Source organism: Sphaerisporangium rubeum (assembly GCF_014207705.1).
Classification (GTDB): Bacteria; Actinomycetota; Actinomycetes; order Streptosporangiales; family Streptosporangiaceae; genus Sphaerisporangium; species Sphaerisporangium rubeum.
Genome location: NZ_JACHIU010000001.1, coordinates 2,491,856 through 2,513,204 on the forward strand (window position 1 = coordinate 2,491,856; position 21,349 = coordinate 2,513,204).

The 21,349-nt window shown below is 70.6% G+C and carries 14 protein-coding genes; 6 read left to right on the forward strand and 8 right to left on the reverse strand.

Features of this window, described 5'->3' with window-relative positions:
• Positions 1-69: 69 nt before the first annotated feature.
• The 3 genes from hrpA to BJ992_RS10645 all read left to right on the forward strand — a co-directional run bounded on the left by hrpA (position 70) and on the right by BJ992_RS10645 (position 5,850).
• A complete protein-coding gene (hrpA, locus tag BJ992_RS10635) occupies positions 70-3,969 on the forward strand; it encodes an ATP-dependent RNA helicase HrpA (protein WP_184979992.1) in 3,900 nt (1,299 codons plus the stop codon).
• 115 nt (positions 3,970-4,084) lie between these two features.
• Positions 4,085-4,741, forward strand: coding sequence for an HAD-IIIA family hydrolase (locus tag BJ992_RS10640; protein ID WP_184979994.1), 657 nt, complete (start codon positions 4,085-4,087; stop codon positions 4,739-4,741).
• Positions 4,742-4,974: 233 nt separating this feature from the next.
• Entirely contained in the window at positions 4,975-5,850 is an 876-nt protein-coding gene (locus BJ992_RS10645; protein WP_184979996.1) for a glycosyltransferase family 2 protein, read from the forward strand.
• A gap of 175 nt (positions 5,851-6,025) precedes the next feature.
• Here the strand turns inward: BJ992_RS10645 and BJ992_RS10650 are convergent, their stop codons facing one another.
• Positions 6,026-6,973, reverse strand: a complete 948-nt coding sequence (locus BJ992_RS10650; protein WP_184979998.1) for an extracellular catalytic domain type 1 short-chain-length polyhydroxyalkanoate depolymerase — start codon at positions 6,971-6,973, stop codon at positions 6,026-6,028.
• Positions 6,974-7,648: 675 nt separating this feature from the next.
• Between BJ992_RS10650 and BJ992_RS10655 the strand changes: the two genes are divergently transcribed.
• Entirely contained in the window at positions 7,649-9,145 is a 1,497-nt protein-coding gene (locus tag BJ992_RS10655) for an endo-1,4-beta-xylanase (RefSeq protein WP_184980000.1), read from the forward strand.
• A gap of 56 nt (positions 9,146-9,201) precedes the next feature.
• Here the strand turns inward: BJ992_RS10655 and BJ992_RS10660 are convergent, their stop codons facing one another.
• The 5 genes from BJ992_RS10660 to BJ992_RS10680 all read right to left on the reverse strand — a co-directional run bounded on the left by BJ992_RS10660 (position 9,202) and on the right by BJ992_RS10680 (position 15,563).
• On the reverse strand, positions 9,202-11,145 hold the full coding sequence (locus tag BJ992_RS10660) for a sensor histidine kinase (protein ID WP_184980002.1): 1,944 nt from the start codon (positions 11,143-11,145) through the stop codon (positions 9,202-9,204).
• Positions 11,146-11,241: 96 nt separating this feature from the next.
• Positions 11,242-12,525, reverse strand: coding sequence for an amidohydrolase family protein (locus BJ992_RS10665; protein ID WP_184980004.1), 1,284 nt, complete (start codon positions 12,523-12,525; stop codon positions 11,242-11,244).
• Positions 12,513-13,331 carry a CbiQ family ECF transporter T component gene (locus BJ992_RS10670; protein WP_184980006.1) on the reverse strand — a complete coding sequence of 273 codons (819 nt, stop codon included), beginning with the start codon at positions 13,329-13,331 and terminating at the stop codon, positions 12,513-12,515. The genes BJ992_RS10665 and BJ992_RS10670 overlap by 13 nt, the downstream gene beginning before the upstream one ends.
• A gap of 4 nt (positions 13,332-13,335) precedes the next feature.
• Positions 13,336-13,908: an ECF transporter S component gene (locus BJ992_RS10675; protein WP_184980008.1), complete on the reverse strand. Its 573-nt coding sequence runs from the start codon at positions 13,906-13,908 to the stop codon at positions 13,336-13,338.
• On the reverse strand, positions 13,905-15,563 hold the full coding sequence (locus tag BJ992_RS10680) for an ABC transporter ATP-binding protein (RefSeq protein ID WP_184980010.1): 1,659 nt from the start codon (positions 15,561-15,563) through the stop codon (positions 13,905-13,907). The genes BJ992_RS10675 and BJ992_RS10680 overlap by 4 nt, the downstream gene beginning before the upstream one ends.
• Positions 15,564-15,950: 387 nt before the next feature.
• Here BJ992_RS10680 and BJ992_RS10685 point away from each other — a divergent pair, with 387 nt between their 5' ends.
• Entirely contained in the window at positions 15,951-16,805 is an 855-nt protein-coding gene (locus tag BJ992_RS10685) for a tyrosine-protein phosphatase (protein ID WP_184980012.1), read from the forward strand.
• A gap of 69 nt (positions 16,806-16,874) precedes the next feature.
• Here the strand turns inward: BJ992_RS10685 and BJ992_RS10690 are convergent, their stop codons facing one another.
• Positions 16,875-17,780: a PAC2 family protein gene (locus BJ992_RS10690; protein ID WP_184980014.1), complete on the reverse strand. Its 906-nt coding sequence runs from the start codon at positions 17,778-17,780 to the stop codon at positions 16,875-16,877.
• Between the two features lie 360 nt (positions 17,781-18,140).
• Between BJ992_RS10690 and BJ992_RS10695 the strand changes: the two genes are divergently transcribed.
• Positions 18,141-19,133: a 4-epi-cubebol synthase gene (locus BJ992_RS10695; RefSeq protein ID WP_184980016.1), complete on the forward strand. Its 993-nt coding sequence runs from the start codon at positions 18,141-18,143 to the stop codon at positions 19,131-19,133.
• On the opposite strand, the gene BJ992_RS10700 is transcribed toward BJ992_RS10695, so the two are convergent.
• Positions 19,076-21,202 carry an ATP-binding protein gene (locus tag BJ992_RS10700; protein WP_184980018.1) on the reverse strand — a complete coding sequence of 709 codons (2,127 nt, stop codon included), beginning with the start codon at positions 21,200-21,202 and terminating at the stop codon, positions 19,076-19,078. The genes BJ992_RS10695 and BJ992_RS10700 overlap by 58 nt on opposite strands.
• Positions 21,203-21,349 lie beyond the last annotated feature (147 nt).

A 21,349-nucleotide genomic window follows, 5' to 3' on the forward strand; every position in this document is an offset into this window, starting at 1 on the left:
GCCCCCGCAGGAGTTGCTTATCCTTGCCGGGGGCGGTCGCGTGAGACGGAGGCGGCCGGGAAAGCGACCATGGGAACCTCTTCGACGACATCACCCCTGAGCGGCCTGCGTGAACGCCTGTCCGCGTTGACGCTGCGCGACGAGATCCGGCTGCGCCGCCGCATCGACGGCGCGCGCCGCGTACGCGACGGAAAGGCGCTGCGGGCCATCGCCGACCAGGTCACCGCCGAGATCGAGACCGCGGAGGCCAGGGTCGCGGCCCGCCGCGCGCTGACGCCGCGCGTCACCTACCCCGAGGCGCTCCCGGTGAGCGCGCGCAAGGACGACATCCTCGCGGCCATCAGGGACCACCAAGTCGTGATCGTCGCGGGGGAGACCGGGTCCGGCAAGACCACGCAGATCCCCAAGATCTGCCTGGAGCTCGGCCGCGGCGTGCGCGGCCAGATCGGTCACACCCAGCCGCGCCGCATCGCGGCACGCACGGTGGCCGAGCGCATCGCCGAGGAGCTCGACATCCCGCTCGGCGAGGCCGTCGGGTACAAGGTCCGCTTCACCGACCAGTCGGGTGACGACACCCTCGTCAAGCTGATGACCGACGGCATCCTGCTCGCCGAGATGCAGCGCGACCGCTCGCTGTCGCGGTACGACACCCTGATCATCGACGAGGCCCACGAACGCAGCCTCAACATCGACTTCATCCTCGGCTACCTCAAGCAGCTCCTGCCGAAACGGCCCGACCTCAAGGTGATCATCACCTCGGCCACCATCGACCCCGAGCGGTTCTCCCGCCACTTCGGCGACGCACCCATCGTCGAGGTGTCCGGCCGCACCTACCCCGTGGAGGTGCGGTACCGGCCCATCAGCGAGGAGCAGGAGGACCAGGCGCAGGCCATCGTGGACGCCGTGGACGAGCTGTGCGCCGAAGGGCCCGGCGACATCCTCGTGTTCCTCAGCGGCGAACGCGAGATCCGTGACACCGCCGAGGCGCTCAAGGGCCGCGACGACGAGGTCCTGCCGCTGTTCGCGCGGCTGTCGGCGGGGGAGCAGCACCGCGTGTTCCAGCCCCACCGGGGCCGCCGCATCGTGCTCGCCACCAACGTCGCCGAGACCTCGCTCACCGTCCCCGGCATCAAGTACGTCGTGGACCCGGGGTTCGCGCGCATATCCCGGTACAGCCACCGCCTCAAGGTGCAGCGCCTCCCCATCGAGGCCGTCTCGCGCGCCTCGGCCGACCAGCGCAAGGGCCGCTGCGGCCGTACGTCCGACGGCATCTGCGTGCGGCTGTACTCCGAGGACGACTTCCTCGCGCGGCCCGAGTTCACCGACCCCGAGATCCTGCGCACCAACCTCGCCTCCGTCATCCTGCGCATGACGTCGCTCGGGCTCGGCGACATCTCGGCGTTCCCGTTCGTCGAGCCGCCGGACCACCGGCAGGTCAAGGACGGCGTGAACCTCCTGCGCGAGCTCGGAGCGTTCGACGCCGACCGCAAGATGACCCCGCTCGGCGGCAAGCTCGCGCAGCTCCCCATCGACCCGCGGCTGGCCCGCATGGTCCTCGAAGCCGACGCCAACGGCTGCGCCACCGAGGTCATGGTGATCGCCGCGGCCCTGTCCATCCAGGACCCGAGGGAGCGGCCCGCCGACAAGCAGGCGCAGGCCGACCAGAAGCACGCGCGCTTCGCCGACAAGGAGTCGGACTTCCTGACGTACCTCAACCTGTGGGACTACCTGCGCGAACAGCAGCGCGAGCTGTCGTCCGGCCAGTTCCGCCGCATGTGCAAGGCCGACTTCCTGAACTACCTGCGGGTCCGCGAGTGGCAGGACCTGTACGGCCAGCTCAAGCAGGTCGTGCAGGGCATGGGGGTCACGCTCAACACCGTGCGGCCCGACCCGCAGCGCGTCCACGTGTCGCTGCTCGCCGGGCTGCTGTCCCACATCGGCCTCATGGACGTCGAACGCTCCGACCGCAACAACCAGGGCCTGCGGCGCCGGCCGGCCCGCGAGTACCTCGGCGCGCGCAGCGCCAAGTTCGCGATCTTCCCCGGCTCGGCGCTGTTCCGCAAACCCCCGCGCTTCGTCATGGCCGGCGAGCTGGTGGAGACGTCCCGGCTGTGGGCCCGCGTCGTCGCCAAGATCGAGCCGGAGTGGGTGGAGCCGCTCGCCGCGCACCTGGTGGTCCGCAGCTACAGCGAACCGCACTGGGAGAAGAACCAAGGCGCGGTGATGGCGCTGGAGCGCGTCACGCTGTACGGCGTGCCGCTCGTCGTGGACCGCAAGGTCAACTACGGCCGCATCGACCCCGAGCTGTCCCGCGACCTGTTCATCAGGCACGCGCTCGTGCAGGGGGAGTGGGACAACCACCACAAGTTCCTCAAGGACAACCGCCGCCTGCTGTCGGAGGTCGAGGAGCTGGAGAACCGCGCGCGCCGCCGCGACATCCTGGTCGACGACGAGACCCTGTTCGACTTCTACGACCGGCGCGTCCCCGAGACCGTCGTGTCGGCCCGCCACTTCGACTCCTGGTGGAAACGCGCACGCGCCGACCAGCCCGACCTGCTGACGTTCTCCACCGACATGCTCATCAACGAGGGCACCGCCGGCGGGGACCTCCAGCAGGCCTACCCCGACACCTGGCGCCAGGGCGGCCAGCGCATGCGCCTCACCTACCAGTTCGAACCCGGCGCCGACGCCGACGGCGTGACCGTCCACATCCCGCTCCAGGTGCTCAACCAGGTCGAAGGCACCGGCTTCGACTGGCAGATCCCCGGGCTGCGCCAGGAGCTCGTCACCGAGCTCATCCGCTCCCTCCCCAAGCAGGTCCGCCGCAACTTCGTCCCCGCTCCCGACTTCGCGCGCCGTGTACTCGAACGCGTCACCCCCGGCGCCGAACCCCTGATCGAGGCCGTCGCGCGGGAACTGTCCGGCCTCACCGGCATCCAGGTCCCCCCTGAGTCCTTCGACCCCGGACGGCTCCCCGACCACCTGCGCGTGACGTACCGCGTCATCGACGACCGCCGCCGCACCGTGGCCGAGGCCAAGGACCTCCCGTCCCTGAAACAACGCCTCGCCCCCAAGATGCGCGCCACCCTGGCCCGAGTAGGCGAACACCTGGAACGCTCGGGCCTGCGCGCCTGGACCATAGGAGACCTCCCCAAGGTCTTCGAACAGGGCCGCGTCAAGGCCTACCCCGCGCTGGCCGACGAAGGCACCACGGTGGCCGTCCGCGTCTTCGAGACCCAGGCCGAGCAACTGGCCGCCATGTGGGCCGGCACCCGGCGCCTCCTGCTGCTGAACGTCGCGTCCCCCGCCAAATCCATCCTGCGCACCTTGACCACGACGCAGAAACTGGCCCTGAGCCACAGCCCCCACAAGGACGCCGCAGCTCTCTTCGAGGACTGCGTCGACTGCGCCACCGACAAACTCATCATGGACATGGGCGGCCCCGCCTGGACCAAGGAGGCCTTCACCCGCCTCCACGACCACGTCCGCGCCGAACTGTACGACACCACCGCCGCCGTCGTCTCCCGCGTCGAGACCGCTCTGACCACCTGGCACCGCGCCGAGACCACCCTGTCCACGATGAAGGACCCCCCCGACACCCTGGAAGAGATAGCCGAACACCTCGACTCCCTCATCCACCCCGGCTTCGTCACCGCCACCGGCTACACACGCCTCCCCAACCTCCAGCGCTACCTCAAAGCCGTCGAACGCCGCCTGGAGAAACTCCCCGACGACCCGTACCGCGACCGCGAACACATGCTCCGCCTCGACACCCTGTGGCAGGAGTACGAAGAAACCCTGAACAAACTCCCCCCGCACCACCGCACCGACGAAGCCGCCACCGACCTCCGCTGGATGCTGGAGGAACTGAGAGTCAGCTACTTCGCACAGACCCTGGGCACCCCCTACCCGGTCTCCGACAAACGCTTCCGCAAGGCCCTGGAGCGCCTCACCGCCCCCTCGAACTAGCTCGGCAATGCCGTCGAGCATGTCCAGGCCCTGTGATTCGGCGGACGTCGACCGGAGGCCGGCAGGGACGAGGTGACCGAGTAGGGTTCGGACGGTGTGCGCGGAAGGAGGTCCGGTGATCCGGGTGGTGGTGTTCGACGTCGGGGAGACGTTGGTCGACGAGACGCGGATCTGGACGCGGTGGGCCGAACGGCTCGGGGTGACGCCGTTCACGATGCACGGGGTGCTCGGCGGCATGGCGGCGCTGGATCGTTCGCATCGGGAGGCGTTCGAGGTGGTGCGGCCGGGGATCGACATCGGGGCCGAGATCGAGGCCTGGCGGCGCGACGATCCGGACGGGTTGCGGGAGAACTTCGACGCCGACGACCTGTATCCGGACGTCCGTCCCGGCCTCGCGTCACTCCGCGACGCCGGTTACCAGGTCATCATCGCCGGCAACCAGCCCGTCCAGGCGTACGACGCGCTGACCGCCATGGACCTTCCGGTGGACGCCGTGTACACCTCCGCGGGCTGGTCCGTCACCAAACCGCACCCCGCCTTCTTCGGCAAGGTCGCCGCCGCCGCGGGCTGTCCGCCGGAGGAGATCCTCTACGTGGGGGACCGCCTCGACAACGACATCCTCCCCGGCCGCCAGGCAGGCATGCGCACCGCTCTGATCCGCCGCGGCCCCTGGGGCCACCTCCACGCGACCCGTCCCACCGCCTCCGCCGCCGACCTGATCGTCGACACCATTCCTGACATCACCATTGCCTTGGTGGAAGATCGTCTCTGATCGGACGAAGGGGTTCGGCGGCGGCTCGCCGGCGACGGGACGGCCATCTTCGCCGGGGTGCGCTTCGCACCGCTCGTGGAACCGCGTCTGGTCTCGTTCACTCTCAGGCGACTCATTGTGGCTGGTCGGGGTAGAAGGGGTTGCGGGCTGGGGAACAGCGTGTGGCCTGGACGTGACGTGCTCGCCTTTCGGAGGTGGGGTCGCTCGCGTTCATGATGGTGCGGGAGGGTCGGATGGGTGCGACGGTGGACGTTGTGGTCCTGACGATGAACGATCGGCCGGAGGCGTTCCGGGAGGCCATGGACTCCTTGCTGGCGCAGCGAGGGGTTTCGATGCGGGTGGTCGTGGTGGGGAACGGGGTGGAGCCCGAGGGGGTGCCTGAGGGGGTTCGGGCGGTGGGGTTGCCGGTCAATCTGGGGATTCCTCAGGGGAGGAATGTGGGGGCTGAGGTTCTAGGTGGGGAGGATGCGGGGGAGTTTCTGTTCTTCTTGGACAATGACGCGGTTCTGCCGGAGGTGGACACTCTCGCGCGGTTGGTGGGGGAGGCGCGGGAGCATGAGGAGGCGGCTTATGTGCAGCCGCGGATCGCGGACGCCGGGTCGGGGGTGACGTTGCGGCGGTGGGTGCCGCGGCTTCGTGCGGGGGATCCGGGGCGGCCGGGGAGTGTCACGGTGATGGCGGAAGGGGTGGTGTTGATCCGGCGGGCCGACTATGAGGCGGTCGGGGGGTGGCCGGGGCATTTCTTTCTTTTTCACGAGGGGATCGATCTGAGTTGGCGGTTGTGGGATCTCGGGAGGACGGGGTGGTACGCGGCGGGGGTGGTGGTGCATCACCCGGCGACGTCGCCGAGCAGGCACGATCTGTACTACCGGCTGGTGGCGCGTAACCGGGTGTGGCTGGCGTACCGGCGGCTGCCTGCGGCGCTGATCCCGGTCTACCTGGCGACGTGGACGTTGCTCAGTGTCGTGCGGATCCGGCGGAGGGGGAATCTCGCGGTCTGGTTCACCGGGTTGTGGGAGGGGATCAAGGGGGGTCACGGCAGGCGGCGGCCCATGTCGTGGGGGACGGTGCTTCGGCTGACGCTCGCGGGGAGGCCGCCGATCGTGTGAAGGGGACGTCGTGCCGGCCGGGGGTCATGTGGTGGACATGGGGCACCGGTAGGGCACGTGCCTGGGGGTTCGGCGGCCGGGGGTTCGGTGGACATGGGGCACCGGTGGGGCCGCGCCAGGGGTCTTGGCGGTCGGGGTGCCCCACCGGTGGGTCGGTGCTGACGGGGTCAGGTGGCTACGGCCTGCTTTGGGGTGCGGCGGCCGGGGGTGTGGCGTCGAGGCCGAAGAAGCGGATGGCGTGGACGGCCATGCCCTTGTGGGGGAGGTCGTGGCCGGCGTCGGTGATGGTCCAGGCCTCTATCTGGCCGGTGCCGTAGACGCGCTTGGTCCAGTTCCGCTGCACGGTGGTGGTGGATGTGGGGATCTGACTGGTCTCCCACACGTCGGTCCACTGGTCGACCTGCTTCCGCAGCATCGAGAAGTTCAGGACGTCGTCGGTGGTGCCGTGCCAGGCCATGAGGCGGGGACGGGGGCCTGTGTAGCCGGGGTAGGCGCCGCGTACCAGGTCGCCCCAGTGCCGGGGGGTGCGGTCGCCGCAGCCGGGAGGGCCGAGGCAGCCGAAGGGGACGCCGGCGAAGGGTGCGCCTGCCGTGAAGACGTCGGGGTGGGTGGCGAGCAGGTTGACGGTCTCCATGGCGCCGGAGGAGAAGCCGGTGGCGAACACGCGTCGTGCGTCTCCGTTGTGGCGCCGGACGACGTGATTCACCATGGAGACGATCGACGCCGGATCGCTGCCGCCGTCGTGGCGCAGCGCGTCGTCCGACCACACGTCGAAGCAGTTGGACAGGCCGTTGGCGCTCTTGCCGGCCTGCGGGTAGATGACGACGAAGCCGTAGCGGTCGGCGAGCGAGGCGAACTCGGTGTCCTGGTGGAAGGCGGTGGCGGTGCCGTTGCAGCCGTGCATCGCCACCAGGATTCCCGGCCGGGGGGCCACGTCGGCGGGGACGTACAGGTACATCTGAATGTCGCCGGGGTTGGCGCCGAAGTCGGTCACCTGAGTGAGGGTCGCCGCGGTCGCCTGCGGCTCGGGGGCCGTCGAGGCGGACAGCGCGGTGATCACTCCGGTGCTCACCGCGACGACACCGGCACCGAGGCCGACGAGTTGCTTGACGTGCTTTCTCATTCCTCCGCCTCGTGGTCCGCCGGCGCGCCGGCGGACACGCCTCGGGCCTCGCGGCCGTCTGTGGTGGGAGATCCTCTGCCGAGAGCCACACGGCATGGCACCGGGAGCCGAGACGTGGTGTCTGTCTCGGGCCCGCCGAGCCGGCTGTGGCGTCCGCGAACGGATGAACGTGCTGTGAGCGCTGATGCGTCGATCTGGCCGGCAGCCGCTCCTTCCGTCGCGGTGGCCCGTGGTGGTGGGGCGGAGCAAATACGAGGCTTTGTCGTCTCGTCAAGGGGGGTGGTGCGGCTCGTGCCGGAGCCGGCGGTGAAGCGGCGGCGGCTGATCTGCGTGATCAGGCAGGGAACGCACGTGGCCGGTGCTGATGGTGTGATGAAACTTTCAACTCTCTGGATCGCGCAGGCTGGTGCAGGTGGGTGTGGGGGGTGCCGGGTCGGTTGAAAGGATCGACAAGATCGGACTCCGAAACTTTTCAGTCTGGGCTTGACATATTTCGGAACCTTTTTCACACTGATCCCTCGAAGCGGTTCTCCTGTGCCGGGTGGTGGTCACGGGGAACCGCCGAGCACGACGCCCCGGTGGTGTGCGTTCCCGTTCGACGGAACGCGGCGTCGATCACGCGGGAGCCCTCCCGCGTGTCCGCCTTCTTCCGTGATTCACCTGGAGCACTCACTCATGGGTACGAACGTCACACCGCCGGACTCCCGGCACCGATCCAGCAAGGTTCTCCGGGCCGTGGTCGCCGGCGCGCTCGGTGTCGCAGGCACCGTCGCCGCGCTCACGTTGCCCGCCGGTCCCGTCGGCGCCGCGGAGAGCACGCTCGCCGCCGCCGCCGCGCAGAGCGGCCGGTACTTCGGCACCGCGATCGCGGCCGGCAAGCTCGGCGACTCGCAGTACACGAGCATCGCGAACCGCGAGTTCAACATGGTGACCGCCGAGAACGAGATGAAGATCGACGCCACCGAGCCGAACCGGGGGCAGTTCAACTTCACCAACGGCGACCGGGTCTACAACTGGGCCGTGCAGAACGGCAAGCGGGTCCGCGGCCACACGCTGGCGTGGTACTCGCAGCAGCCCGGCTGGATGCAGTCGCTGTCCGGCAGCTCGCTGCGGCAGGCGATGATCGACCACATCAACGGCGTGGTGAACCACTACAAGGGCAAGATCTACGCCTGGGACGTGGTGAACGAGGCGTTCGCCGACGGCAACTCCGGTGGCCGCCGTGACTCGAACCTGCAGCGCACCGGCAACGACTGGATCGAGGTCGCGTTCCGCACCGCTCGCGCCGCCGACCCCGCCGCCAAGCTCTGCTACAACGACTACAACATCGACAACTGGTCCTGGGCCAAGACCCAAGGCGTCTACAACATGGTGCGCGACTTCAAGTCACGCGGCGTGCCGATCGACTGTGTGGGCCTGCAGTCCCACTTCAACAGCCAGAGCCCGTACAACAGCAACTACCGCACCACCATCAGCAGCTTCGCCGCGCTCGGCGTCGACGTGCAGATCACCGAGCTGGACATCCAGGGCGGCTCCGCACAGACCTACGCCAGCGTCGTGAACGACTGCCTGGCGGTGGCCCGCTGCACCGGCATCACCGTCTGGGGTGTCCGCGACAGCGACTCCTGGCTCGGCGCCAACACCAGCCCGTTGCTGTTCGACTCCAGCGGCAACAAGAAGGCCGCCTACACCTCGGTCCTCAACGCGCTCAACAACGCGTCGCCGAACCCGACGCCGACGGCGACCCCCACCGTCACGCCGACCGTCACGCCGACCAGTGGTGGCGGCGGCACCGGTCAGATCAGAGGCGTGGGGTCAGGCCGCTGCGTGGACGTGCCGAACAGCAGCACCACCGACGGCACCCAGGTCCAGATCTACGACTGCCACACCAACGCGAACCAGCAGTGGACCCTCACGTCATCCGGCGAGTTCCAGGTGTACGGCAACAAGTGTCTCGACGCCGCGGGAACCGGCAACGGCGTCAAGGTGCAGATCTACTCCTGCTGGGGTGGCGACAACCAGAAGTGGCGCGTCAACTCCAACGGCACCATCACCGGCGTGCAGTCCGGCCTGTGCCTCGACGCCGCGAACAACGGCTCAGGCAACGGCACCCTGCTCCAGATGTACAGCTGCCACGGCGGCAACAACCAGCGGTGGACCTGGACCGGCTGACCGTCCCCGACACCGGCGCCTCCGGCACGGCTTCCCGCCGCGCCGGAGGCGTTCTGTCACGGGTGCGGCTCCGGTGAGGGCCGCTGCGCCAGCGGGTGCGCGGGGTGCGGGTCGGGTGGCAGGTTGTCGTTCGGCAGGATGATCATGCTGGTGGGGAGGAGGACGACGGCGCTGGTGCCGCCGTACGGGGAGCGGCGCAGGGTGACCTTGGCGTGGTGGCGGGCCGCGAGGCGGCTGACGACGAACAGGCCGAGGCGGTCGCTGTCGGCGAGGTCGAACTCCGGGGGGTCGGCGAGGCGCTGGTTGATCTCCTCGCGCGCCTCCTCGCTCAGGCCGAGGCCCCGGTCCTCCACCTCGACGGCGAAGCCACGGCCCACCAGTTCGCCGCGGATCTGCACCCGGGTGGTCGGCGGCGAGAAGACGGTGGCGTTCTCGATGAGCTCGGCGAGCAGGTGGATGACGTCGGCGACGGCGGTGCCGGCGATGGCGGCGTCGGACATCGGCAGTACGGTGACGCGCGCGTGCTGCTCGACCTCGGCCACGGCGCCGCGGACGACGTCGTGCACGGGGACGGGACGGCGCCAGGCGCGGCCGGCGGGTGCGCCGGACAGAATGATCAGGCCTTCGGCCTGGCGGCGCATGCGGGTGGTGAGGTGGTCGAGCGAGAAGATGTCGGCCAGTGTGTCGGGTGCGTCGGTCTTGCTCTGCATGGTGCTGAGTTGCGTGAGCTGCCGGTGCAGCAGCGACTGGTTGCGGCGGGCCAGGTTGCGGAAGACGTGGCTGACACCGGTACGCAGGTCGGCCTGGCCCACGGCGGCCTCGATGGCGGTGCGGCGCACGGTGGTCAGGGCCTGCGCGACGTCCTGGGCCTCCAGCGTGGTGCCGGTGATGGTGACGGGAGGCGCCTCGGACTCGACGTCCACGGCCTGGCTGTCACGCAGCTTGCTCACCACGCGGGGAAGTTGCACGTCGGCCAGTTCCAGCGCGGCGCTGCGCAGGTCGGCGAGCTCCTGCGCGAGGCCCCGGCCGAGCCGCGCCGACAGCACGAGAGCGATGAGGATCGCGAGCAGGCCGAGGCCGCCGGCGGCGACGATCTGCGCGATCATGCCGGCGGCGGTGGCGTCGGACCGGTCGTTGAGCAGCGCCTGGCTGTCGCCGGTGAGGCGGTCGAGCCCGGGCCCGACCGAGGTGGCGAGGGCCTGCCAGTCCTGCGCGGACGCCGGGAGTCCGTCGCCGGCCAGCACCTGGTTCTCCAGCGCGACGAGGTTGCGGTAGTCGGCCGAGTCGAGCAGCGTGTCGTACGGCCGCCGCAGCTCCCCGTCGAGCACGGCGACGCCGCGGTCCAGCAGCAGCCGGCGGCCCGCGACCATCTCGGCGAGCGCGCGCCGCTCGTGTCCCTGCAGCGGGCCGCGCAGGATGGCGGCGGTCAGCAGCGCGTCCTCCCGCGACAGCGTCTCGCGGGACCTGACGATGGTCTGCAGCCCCGCCGCCTGCCGGAACAGCCCGATCTCCGGCACGGTGACCAGCCGGTCGTACAGGCCGTACAGGGTGTCCTGGATCCTGGTGTACTCCTGCACGATGCGCATCCGGTCCAGCGTCCGCGCGTCCACGTCCTGGCGGATGGTGCCGAGGCCCTGGGCCTGCCGTTCCAGTTCGGCCACGTCGGCCAGGATGTCGGGGCCGATCGCCGACAGGCCCTCCAGGGACGTGGCCCGCTGGTGGAACAGCGACACGGCGGCGTCGGTGTCCTCACGCGCGTCCGACAGCCGTCCGCCGTCGGACTCGTCGCTGCTCACGAGCATCGCCGACAGGCGGCGTTCCTGCATGACGGCGGACGCGAGGTTCGCGGCCGGCATGGCGACCTGGTCGAACTGGGTGACGGCCCTGCGCAGCTCGAAGTAGTCGCCGACGATGTGGCCGGTGATGAACATCCACAGCACCGACAGCGCCGCGATCGGCAGGCATAACAGGGAGTACAGCTTGAAGCGGATGGTCCGCATCCGCGCGGGTGGTGCCGGCTGCCCGAGGGGCACGAGCCGCCGTACAGCGGCCCCGAGGTCAGTGAAGGCGCCCACGGCGCACCTCCGGGTGGGGGGTCATGGGTGGTCCTGCGGGGTCTCGGTGGCGGGGTGGATCCGCCCGTTCGCCGTGACGGTCGCGACGCACCGGCCGGGGCCGTCCACGACGAGCGCGTCGTAGGGGTTGTGGCCGGCCGGGTCGACGGCGAACACGGCGAAGTCGCACCGCGATCCCGGTCCGAGGGTGCCGATGCGGCCGGGCCCTGACCCGAGCCCGAGCGCGTGCGCGCCGCCGGCGGTCGCGGCCTCCATCAGCCGCCGCGACAGGTCGGGGGAGCGGTAGCCCTGCCGCAGCGCGAGGTCGCGCAGCAGCCGCACGTCCTCCAGCAGGTCCAGGGACGGCGCCGAGGCCAGCGAGTCGGTGCCGACGGCGATCGGGCCGCCTTCCTCGAGCAGCGCGGCGATCGGTGGCCCTTCCAGGCCGAGCGCCTGGTTGGAGCGGGGGCACAGCGCCACGCTGACGCCGCGTTCGCGCAGCAGCGCGCGTTCGTCGTGGTCGAGGTGCACGCCGTGCGCGACGTGGCACTCCGGCCCGAGCAGGCCGACCGAGTCGAGGAACGCCACGGGGCCCTTGCCGGTGCCGCCGTCGCGCAGGATCTGGAAGTCGAACCCGAGGTCGCGCACCAGCCGCGCGATCGGCCCGGTGCCGGACACGGTGTACTCGCGTTCGTGCAGCGACTCCAGCAGGTGGATGTGCTGCCGCAGCCCGAACGCGCGGCCGAGCACGGCGAGGTCGCCGAGCACCCCGGTGTCCAGGGTGTACGGCGAGTGCGGCGACAGGCCGAGCACCCCGAAGTCGCGCACCCTGCCGGTGAGGCGGTCGCGGCCGGTCGCCGTCCAGGTGGCATCGGTGTCGCCGAGGACCTCGAAGTAGGCGACGCCGCCGAGGCCGCACTCGCCGAGCACGGGAAGCGCCTCGGCGTCGGTCACGATGTCGGCGACCGCGGTCGTGCCGTGCCGCAGCGCCAGGCACGCACCCTCACGCGCGCTCGCGGCCCAGTCGGTGTCCCTGCTCGCCGCGTACACCGCGTCGAACGCGGTCGACCAGTCCTCGAACGTGCCGTGCGGGTGCCGTCCCACCTCGGCCATCCGGGTGAACTGCAGGTGGGTGTGCGCGTTGACCAGCCCCGCGACCATCACCCCCGGCCAGCGCAGCTCCTCGGCGTCGGGGTGGGTGGCCGTGATCTCACGGCGCGGCCCGGTGGCGAGCACCCTGCCGTGGCGTACGGCCACCGCGCCGTCACGGATCGGGGGACGGGAGATGGGGACGACCAGCGGTGCCGAGTGGATCACGGCACCCATACGTTCTCCGTCAGTCCGAGGAACCGGGCCGCGACCATGCCGGCGGCGAGCGCCGCGAAGCCGGTGAGCACCAGCAGGTCGGCGCGGTCGAACGCCAGCTCGCGCATCCATGTGCGGTGCCTGCTGCCGCCGAAGCCGCGCAGGTCCATCGCGTTGGTGGTGTCCTCGGCGTCGATCAGCGCGTTGACGGTGACCGGGATGACGACCGGTTTCAGGGAGATGAGCCGCTTCACCGGGTTGCGGCTGCCGCTGTGCTCGTACCCCCTGACGCGCTGCGCGTCGATGGTCTCGCGGAACGCGGCCCAGGTGGACGGCAGGAACCGGAACGTGAGGTCCACACCGTAGGCGAGCCGCTGCGACAGGCCGAGCCGCGCGAACGCCACCCCGAGGTCCGACGGCGCGATGTTGAACGCCACGGGGAACCCGACCATGGCGAGGGACACGTACCGCACCAGCAGCGTCGCGGCGTACGACAGCGTGGCCCAGCTGATAACCGTACCGGTCAGGGGCACGGTGAAAAGCTCGGCGCCGGACGTGCGGGTGTCGGCGGTGGTCAGGATGCTGTTGGCGATCACGATCAGCGTGGAGAACGTCAGCATGAAGGCCCAGTTGGCGCGTACTCCGCGCCACGGGATGCCCGCGGCGCGGTAGTACAGCAGCGCGACGGCCGCGCACGCCAGCACGGCGCGCAGGTCGTCGATCCCGGCCACGGCCACGAGGTAGAGCGCGGGCACAACCAGCAGCACGCGCGGGTCGCGGCGGCTGAGGAAGGAGCCCGCGCCGAGGTACCGGGGCGTGACATCCACCTGGTTACCGTCCGGTCCGCTTCGACAGTGGCTCCCAGATCGCGTCCAGCGCCGGGGTGAGCACGACGACGGCGACGGCGTTGGCGAACAGCGCCGGCAGGTAGTTCAGCGTGACGAACGTCTCGAAGCTGATGCCCTGCACCCAGATGTCGGTGATGACGAACAGCAGGCCGAGCGCGGTGGCGACCAGCGAGCCGATCGCGGTGACCAGCAGGCGTACCGCCTCACTGCGGCTCGGCCGGATGTAGGCGAAGATCAGCCCGGCGATCGCGCCGACGAGACCGTTGGCGACGCTCCAGTTCCAGTAGGTCAGGCCCGACCCCTGGATCAGGTCGATGATGACGTTGCCGACGAAGCCGACGAAGAAGCCGGCGATCACGCCGAACCGCTTGCCGAAGAACGGCACGAGCGCGAACGCCGGTCGTACCGTGACGTTCTGCGTGCCGGGGATGATGAAGCTGAACAGGCCGAGCACGGCGTAGAGCGCCGCACCCACCGCGCCGAACACGACCGTGCGGGACGATATGGCGAACAACGGCTCACGGGGTGCGGTCGCACCCGCGCTTTCTGCGGTCATGGGATGGTTCCTTCCTGGGGGGAGGGGTTGGAACGTGTGAGGGCCGGCAGGCCGCGGGCCAGGTCGAACGGGTGCGGCAGTGGCTCCGCCTCAGGCAGGTGCTCGCGTACCGCACGCACGAGGCTCGTGGCCCGCAGGCCGGCGCCGGACCAGACGTCCGCCGCGCGGGCCAGCGCGGCCGGCGCGGCGTCGGCGACGACGCGGCCGCCGTCCACCACGACGACACGGTCGGCGTACGTCAGCGCCAGGTCGACGTCGTGGGTGATGAAGTAGACGCTCTCCACACCGTTCATGGCGAGCACGTGTCCCATGAACTCGGTGGTGGTGCGCAGGTCCTGACCCGCGGTCGGCTCGTCGAGCACCAGCGTGCGGGGCCGCATGGCGAGCGCCAGCGCCACGGTCAGGCGGCGCTGCTGGCCGAACGACAACGTGCGCGGCGGACGGTCGAGGATGTCCTCCTCACGGTCGAGCAGCATGGCCTTCAGCGCGGCGGCCGACTCCTCGGCGATCCGTGTGTCGTCGAAGCCGAGGTTGCGCGGCCCGAACGCCAGTTCCTGCCGCACGGTGGGGCTGAACAGCGACTGGCCGGGGTTCTGGAAGACGTACCCGAACGTGGTGGCGAGACTCAGCACCGACCGCTCTGCGACGGGGGAGCCGTCCACCAGCACCTCGCCGTCCCGCGCGGTGATCAGCCGGACGGCGGCGCGCAGCAGTGTGGACTTGCCGGCGCCGTTGGGGCCGAGCACCGCGACCCGCTGCGTCGCGCCGAGCGCGAGGTCCACGCCGGACAGCACGGTACGCGCGCCGTACCCGAGGCTCACCCCCCGGTACGAAAGTCGTGGCGCCGAGCCGGTGCCGTCCGCGCGCGGCGGCGGCACGGGGGACGGCGGCAGCTCGGCGGCGCGGTCCACGAGGGTGCCGAACGGCAGCTTGACATGGCCGATCGGCGCGACCCGCAGGAAGCCGTCCACCGGTCCCTGGTAGCGGGTCGTGCCGCCGTCCAGGTGGAGCACCTCGGTGGGGGAGTAGGCCAGGATCTCCTCGACGCGGTGCTCGACCACGATCGCCGCGCCGCCGTCGTCGACGAACCGCCGCACCTCACCCATCAGCCGCGCGCCGGCCGCCGGGTCGAGGTTGGCCAGTGGCTCGTCCACGATGACCACCCGGGGCCGCATGGCGAGCACACCGGCGAACGCCACCATCTGCAGCTCGCCGCCGCTCAGCTCGGCGGTCGCGCGGTCGAGCAGGTGCGTGACGCCGGTCCGCGCGGCGACGTCGTCGATCCTGCGCCTGATCTCGGCGCGCGGCAGGCCGAGGTTCTCCGGGCCGAAGGCGATCTCGGCGGCCACGGTCGTGCCGACGATCTGCGTGCGGGGATCCTGCAACAGGGTGCCGACCATCGCGGACCGCTCACGGATGCTCTGCGCGGCGGCGGGCCGGCCGCCGATCAGCACCTCACCGGTGACGTCGGCGCGGTAGGAGTGCGGGATCAGGCCGTTGACCAGCCGCAACAGGGTGCTCTTGCCGCAGCCTGAGGGCCCGGTGACCAGGACCAGATCGCCGGGCCGCACGGTGAGGCTCAACGGGCCGAGCACGGCCCTGCCGGTCGAGCGGTAGCGGACCCCGGCGTCACGGACCTCGATGAGCGCGGTCATGACACCGATCCCCTCCCCTCGCGTGCAGGGTCAATGTCCGTAGGAGATTAAAGGGGAGATCATCACCTAGTGCAATGAGCAGGAAGGATATGACAATCGCCGGTCGGAGTGACCGATTATCGGTTTTCGGCGCGCACAATAACCGGTCATTGAGACAGGAACGGTTAAATGATGACGCCAGGGTTTCGGACACATGTCGGACGACACCGCCGTACCCGCCGGGAGGACCGTGATTTTCCCTCACAGATCCGGCCGCGCCGGCCCGCCGCGCCTGACGGCGCACGGCCCCGTGCGGCCGGCCGGACACGTCCCCGTCGGCTCCCCGTCGCCACAGTGGCCCTACCACATTCGGTGTGTGGACATACAACCCATATACGCTGAGGAGCGATGAACGAACTCACGAGGTGGATAGAGCTGGACGGCGCCGTCAACGTGCGGGACCTCGGCGGTCTCCCCACCGAGGACGGCGGCACGACGAGGTTCGGCCGCGTCCTGCGCGGCGACAACCTCCAAGACCTCAGCGCGTCGGACGTCGAACGGCTGCTCAGCCGGTTCAAGCTCCGCGACGTGATCGACCTGCGGTCCCACGCCGAGGTGGACCTCGAAGGGCCGGGACCCCTCACACGGGTGCCTGACGTGACCATCCACCATCTGACGCTGTTCGCCGAAGGCGGCACCTACACCGACGTCGAGGCCGACACCTCCGGCGTGCCGATCACCGGCACCGCCGCGGCCGAGGCCGGCGCGGCGGCGGCCCAGATCGACGCCGAGCGCGTGCTGCCGTGGCAGGGCCGCCACGAGGACAAGGTCGCCGAGGCCAGGGTCGTCGGCTTCTACAGCGCCTACCTGCGCGACCGGCCGGACTCGGTGCTCGCGGCCCTGCGCGTGCTCGCGTACGGCGACGGCGCGGCGCTCGTGCACTGCGCCGCCGGCAAGGACCGCACCGGCGTGGTGTCGGCGCTCGCGCTGTCGGTCGCGGGGGTCACCCGTGAGGCCATCGTGGCCGACTACGTCGCGACCGGTGACCGCATCGAGCCCATCCTCGGCCGCCTGCGGAGCAGCGCGACCTACCGCGACGACCTCGACTCGCGGCCCCCCGACAGCCACGTGCCACGGCCGGAGTACATGGACTTCTTCCTGCGGTCCCTGGACGAGCGCCACGACGGCCCGCTCGGCTGGCTCGCACGCAACGGCTGGACCGCCGCCGACGAGGCGGCGCTGCGCGCACGCCTGCTCGGCTGACCGCCGGTCGAGAAGGCGCCGGCCTGCTCGGCCGCTCGCCGGTCCGGAACGCTCCGGAACGGCCGCCGGTCAGGAGTCGCTCTCGTCGCGCTCGGCGAGGAACCGCTCGAACTGCGCGGCCAGCTCGTCGCCGGTCGGCATCGGCGTGGGCTCGGCCATGAGGTTCTCGTGCTCGGCGCCTGCGGTGAACGCGTCGTACTGCTGCTCCAGGCCCTTGATCGCGGTGGACAGCTCCTCGGAGGCGACGATCTGCTCCTCTATCTCGGCGGTGGTCTTGTCGGCCGCGTCCCGGAGGTTCTCCATCGGGAACACCAGCCCCGTGCTGCGGGTGACGGCCTCCAGAGCGGTCACCGCGGCCCGTGGGTACTCCGCCTGCGCCAGGTAGTGGGGGACGTGCACGGCGTACCCGAGCGCGTCGTGGCCCCGCGCGCCGAGGCGCAGCTCGATCAGCGCGGCGGCGCTCCCCGGCACCTGGATCTTGCCGAACGGGCTTCCCGGACCGCTGACCAGCTCCGGCTTGGTGCCGTGCGCGGTCACGCCGAGCGGCCGGGTGTGCGGGGCGGCCATGGGGATGCCGTGCACGGTGACCAGCTTGCCGACCTTGAGCCGGGTGGCGAGCGTGCCCACCGCCTCGGTGAAAAGCTCCCACTCGCGGTCGGGCTCCGGGCCGCTCATCACGAGGAACGGCGTCCCCGTGGTGTCGTGGGCCAGGCGCACCACGAGCTCGGGGGACTCGCAGTCGACCCACCGGTCGGTGTCGAACGTCATGATCGGGCGCCGTGACCGGTAGTCGAGGAGGCGGTCGACGTCGAACGTCGCCACCACCCGGTTCTCCAGTTCGGCGAGCAGGTGCCCGACTGCGAGCCGTCCGGCTCCTCCCGCGTCCACGAAGCCCTCGAAGTGGTACAGCAGCACCGGATCGCTCAGCTCGGGCACATCGCCGCTGAGCCGGTAAAGATCCGTCGGGTCGAACACCTTGGTCCCAGCCTTTCTATCGTCTCTGAAGAGAGAACCTATGGGATGCGCCGTCGATTCCGCCGGGCGAGTCCGCAGGTGCGCGTGGCCGGAGGCGGCCGTCCACGGCGGCAGGGCCCGCCGGGGCCCGTCCCGCGCGAAGGGGCCGGGAGGCGTCGTGGCGGCGGCCGGAGGGTTAGGGCCTGGCGGATATCGGGAATGGTCCACCGCGGAAAACGCCTGGCGCGGGACGTGGGTGAGTTCGCCCTTCACTCGGCTCACCGGGGGAAACTCCTGGTCGCGAAGGTGGGGACGGTTCGGGGGTGAGATAGGCGGCGACACGTTGTAGTTGCTGTGCATTTTTATTGCCATGATATGGAGATGGCTGAAATAGCGCCGTCCGAGCTTGTTCTCCCGCGTTTGTCGTGCCCGTTCCCCAGTCTCGTCAACCCGCACGTGGCCGAGGTGAATCGGGAGACCTTCTCGTGGCTGGTGGCGAGCCGCATGATCAGCGACGCCGTCGAGCTGGACCGCTACCGCGAGGCGGCCTACGGCTGGCTCGGGGCCCGCACCTACCCCTACGCCGGTCCGGAGGAACTGCGCCTGGTCACCGACTGGTGCGTGTGGCTGTTCGCCTTCGACGACGCCTTCTGCGAGTCCGACCGGCGGGCCGCGGAGATCGCGCGTGCGCTGCCGCGACTGCTCGCCGTGCTGGACGATCCCGGCGCCGGCGACGAGCCGCACGACCCGTTCACCCGCGCCTTGCTCGACATCACCCTGCGCGTGGCCGCCGCGGGAACCCCCGACCAGCTCGACCGCTGGCGCTGGGTCACCAAGGACTACCTGTTCGCTCAGGTGTGGGAGGCGGCCAACCGCGAGGACGAGATCGTGCCGACGTACGGCGACTACATCTTCATGCGCCGCAGGACCGGCGCCATGCTCACGGTGTTCGCGCTGATCGACGTGGCCACCGGCGAGCCGCTCACCCCCGCCGAGTGGCGCCATCCCGACACACAGGCCATCACCCAGCAGGCCAACGACGTCGTCGTCTGGGACAACGACCTGCTGTCGTACGCCAAGGAGCGCGGCGGGGTCAACAGCCGCAACAACCTGGTCAGCGTGCTGTCGCAGGACCGGCACCGGTCGGTGCAGGAGGCGATGGACCACATCGGACGCATGCGGGACGAGGCGATCGGCGCCATGCAGGAGCTGCGCGCGCGGCTGGAGAAGCTCGGGTCCCCGGCGGTGGACGCCTACGTCCGCGGTCTCGAACACTGGATCAGCGGCAGCATCGACTACTCGCTCACCAGCACCCGCTACACCCGTGCCTGGAAGTCCCCGGCGGCGGCGCCGCCGATCTCCCCCATGGCGTAGCCGACGGCCTCTTCGAAGCTCATCTCGCCACCCTCCTGGTACGCCGCGAGGAACGCCTCCTCGCCGAGGATCCGCTTGCACTCCTTGACGCACGCCTCGTGCTCGGTGCCGAAGAACGGCGAGCCGAACAGCGGCAGCCCGAACAGCTTCCAGTTGGCCTGCGCCGCACCGAGGATGCGCGCCGCGCGCACCCCGTCACCCTGGTCGGCCGCGAGGCCCGACAGCGTCTCCATCGCGAGCACAGCGCCGAGCACGTCGTGGAAGCTCCGCTTGATGCGCAGCGCCTCCTGCGCGTCGAGCACCGCCTGCTCGGTGCGGCCGGTGATGCGCTCGATGGTCGCCGTGGCCCAGATGGCGTACGAACGCAGCCACAGCTCGCCGCGCTCGGTGCACAACTGGCGGCAGTCGCGCAGCAACGCCTCGGCCTCGGCCAGCTCGTTCTGCTGGGTGAGCACCACGGCGAGCTCGGCGATGGCCGGCAGCAGGCCGGGGTTGAGCTCTCGGCCGCTGCGGTGGAACTCGATCGCGACGCCGAGCAACGCCGTCGCCTTGTGCAGGTCGCCCTGCAGGAACGCCACCGTCCCCTGCATCTTGGTGGCGAGGATCACCGCGATCGAGTCGCCGACCCGCACGGCCTCGGCGGAACACTGCTCGGCGGCCTCCAGAGCCGCGCCGGTGTCCCCCTGCGCGTTGCGCACGTACGCGAGGACCCACAGAGCCTTGCAACGTTCCTTGCTCGGCTCGGTGCAGGCCTGCAGCGCGCGCTCCAGGTACAGGCGGCCCTCGCGCGCGAACCCGCACGCGACCCACATGAACCACAGGGAGGACAGCAGTTCGAGGCCGGTGCGGGCCTCCTCGGCGTCACGCAGGCAGTAGTCGAGCGCGGCCCGGATGTTGTCGTGCTCCTGGCGCATGCGGCTGAACCAGTACACCTGGCGCGGACCCGACCAGGCGTGCTCGCCGCGCTGGGCCACCTGCAGGTAGTAGTCGCGGTGGCGCCGCCGCACCCAGTCGCTCTCACCGAGCTTGTCCAGCCACTCCTTGCCGTAGTGGCGCAGCGTGTCGAGCAGCCGGTACCGCACGCCGACCGGCTCGTTGCCGCTGAGCAGGATCGACTTCTCGACCAGGCCCGCGACGAGGTCCACGATGCGCTCGGCCGGCAGGTCCTCGCTGGCGCAGATGTACCGGACGGCCTCCAGCTCGAAGTCGCTGGAGAAGATCGACAGCCGGGCCCACAGCAGCCGCTCCGCCGGCTCGCACAGCTCGTGGCTCCACCCGATGGCGGCCCGCAGCGTCTGGTGGCGCGGCAGCGCGGTACGGCTGGCGCCGGCGAGCAGGCTGAACCGGTCGGTGAGCAAGGCGAGGATCTGCTCGACCGACAGCGCGCGCAGCCGTACCGAGGCCAGCTCGATGGCGAGCGGGATGCCGTCCAGCCGCCGGCACAGCTCGGAGACGGCGGTGACGTTGTCCTCGTCCACCGTGAAGTCGGGCACCACGGAGGTGGCGCGCTCGGTGAACAGCCGCACGGACTCGTTGACGAACGGGCTCTCGGCGGCGTCCTCACCCGGCACCCGCAGCGGGCTGATGGGGAAGGACTGCTCACCCGGCACCCCGAGCGCCTGCCTGCTCGTGGCGAGCACGCGCACCCGCGGCGCGTCGCGCAGCACCCGGTCGATCAGCTCGGCGCAGGCGTCGACGAGGTGCTCGCACGAGTCGATCACCAGCAGCAGGTCACGGGGGATCAGCCATTCGGAGAGCGTCTCGGCCTCCGGCCTCGCCGACTGGTCGGGGATGCCGAGGGAGCTGTTGACCGCGTGCCGGACCATGGTGGCGTCCTGGAGACGGGACAGGTCGACGTACCAGACGCCGTCGGGGAACTGTCCGCTGACCTGGTGCGCGACGCGGAGGGCCGTGCGGGTCTTGCCGACGCCGCCGATGCCGGTGATGGTGACGAGGCGAGAGTCCTGGAGACGCTGCCTGATGGTGGCGAGCAGCCGGTCACGACCGACGAAGCTTGTCAGCTCCGCCGGTAAGTTGCCCTCTCTGCGCCATCCTGCGGGGGTGTCCATGGCCGCCTCACGGGTCTCGTCCCGGCGTGCTGTCCTGCCCCCGCATCGTACCCGTGCCGCGTCCACGCTGTCCCGGTCGCGCGCCGTCACCGGTACGGTGCGTGACACACACCGACCAGCTGATTCGTAGGCATTTGCGGAGGTTTT

What these genes read in the sequence shown, in the direction of transcription:
- hrpA (WP_184979992.1), top strand. Translation starts at nt 70, where the DNA reads ATGGGAACCTCTTCGACGACATCACCCCTGAGCGGCCTGCGTGAACGC.
- BJ992_RS10645 (WP_184979996.1), top strand. Translation starts at nt 4,975, where the DNA reads ATGGGTGCGACGGTGGACGTTGTGGTCCTGACGATGAACGATCGGCCG.
- BJ992_RS10650 (WP_184979998.1), bottom strand. Translation starts at nt 6,973, where the DNA reads ATGAGAAAGCACGTCAAGCAACTCGTCGGCCTCGGTGCCGGTGTCGTC.
- BJ992_RS10655 (WP_184980000.1), top strand. Translation starts at nt 7,649, where the DNA reads ATGGGTACGAACGTCACACCGCCGGACTCCCGGCACCGATCCAGCAAG.
- BJ992_RS10660 (WP_184980002.1), bottom strand. Translation starts at nt 11,145, where the DNA reads ATGCGGACCATCCGCTTCAAGCTGTACTCCCTGTTATGCCTGCCGATC.
- BJ992_RS10665 (WP_184980004.1), bottom strand. Translation starts at nt 12,525, where the DNA reads ATGGGTGCCGTGATCCACTCGGCACCGCTGGTCGTCCCCATCTCCCGT.
- BJ992_RS10675 (WP_184980008.1), bottom strand. Translation starts at nt 13,908, where the DNA reads ATGACCGCAGAAAGCGCGGGTGCGACCGCACCCCGTGAGCCGTTGTTC.
- BJ992_RS10680 (WP_184980010.1), bottom strand. Translation starts at nt 15,563, where the DNA reads ATGACCGCGCTCATCGAGGTCCGTGACGCCGGGGTCCGCTACCGCTCG.
- BJ992_RS10685 (WP_184980012.1), top strand. Translation starts at nt 15,951, where the DNA reads ATGAACGAACTCACGAGGTGGATAGAGCTGGACGGCGCCGTCAACGTG.
- BJ992_RS10695 (WP_184980016.1), top strand. Translation starts at nt 18,141, where the DNA reads ATGGCTGAAATAGCGCCGTCCGAGCTTGTTCTCCCGCGTTTGTCGTGC.
- BJ992_RS10700 (WP_184980018.1), bottom strand. Translation starts at nt 21,202, where the DNA reads ATGGACACCCCCGCAGGATGGCGCAGAGAGGGCAACTTACCGGCGGAG.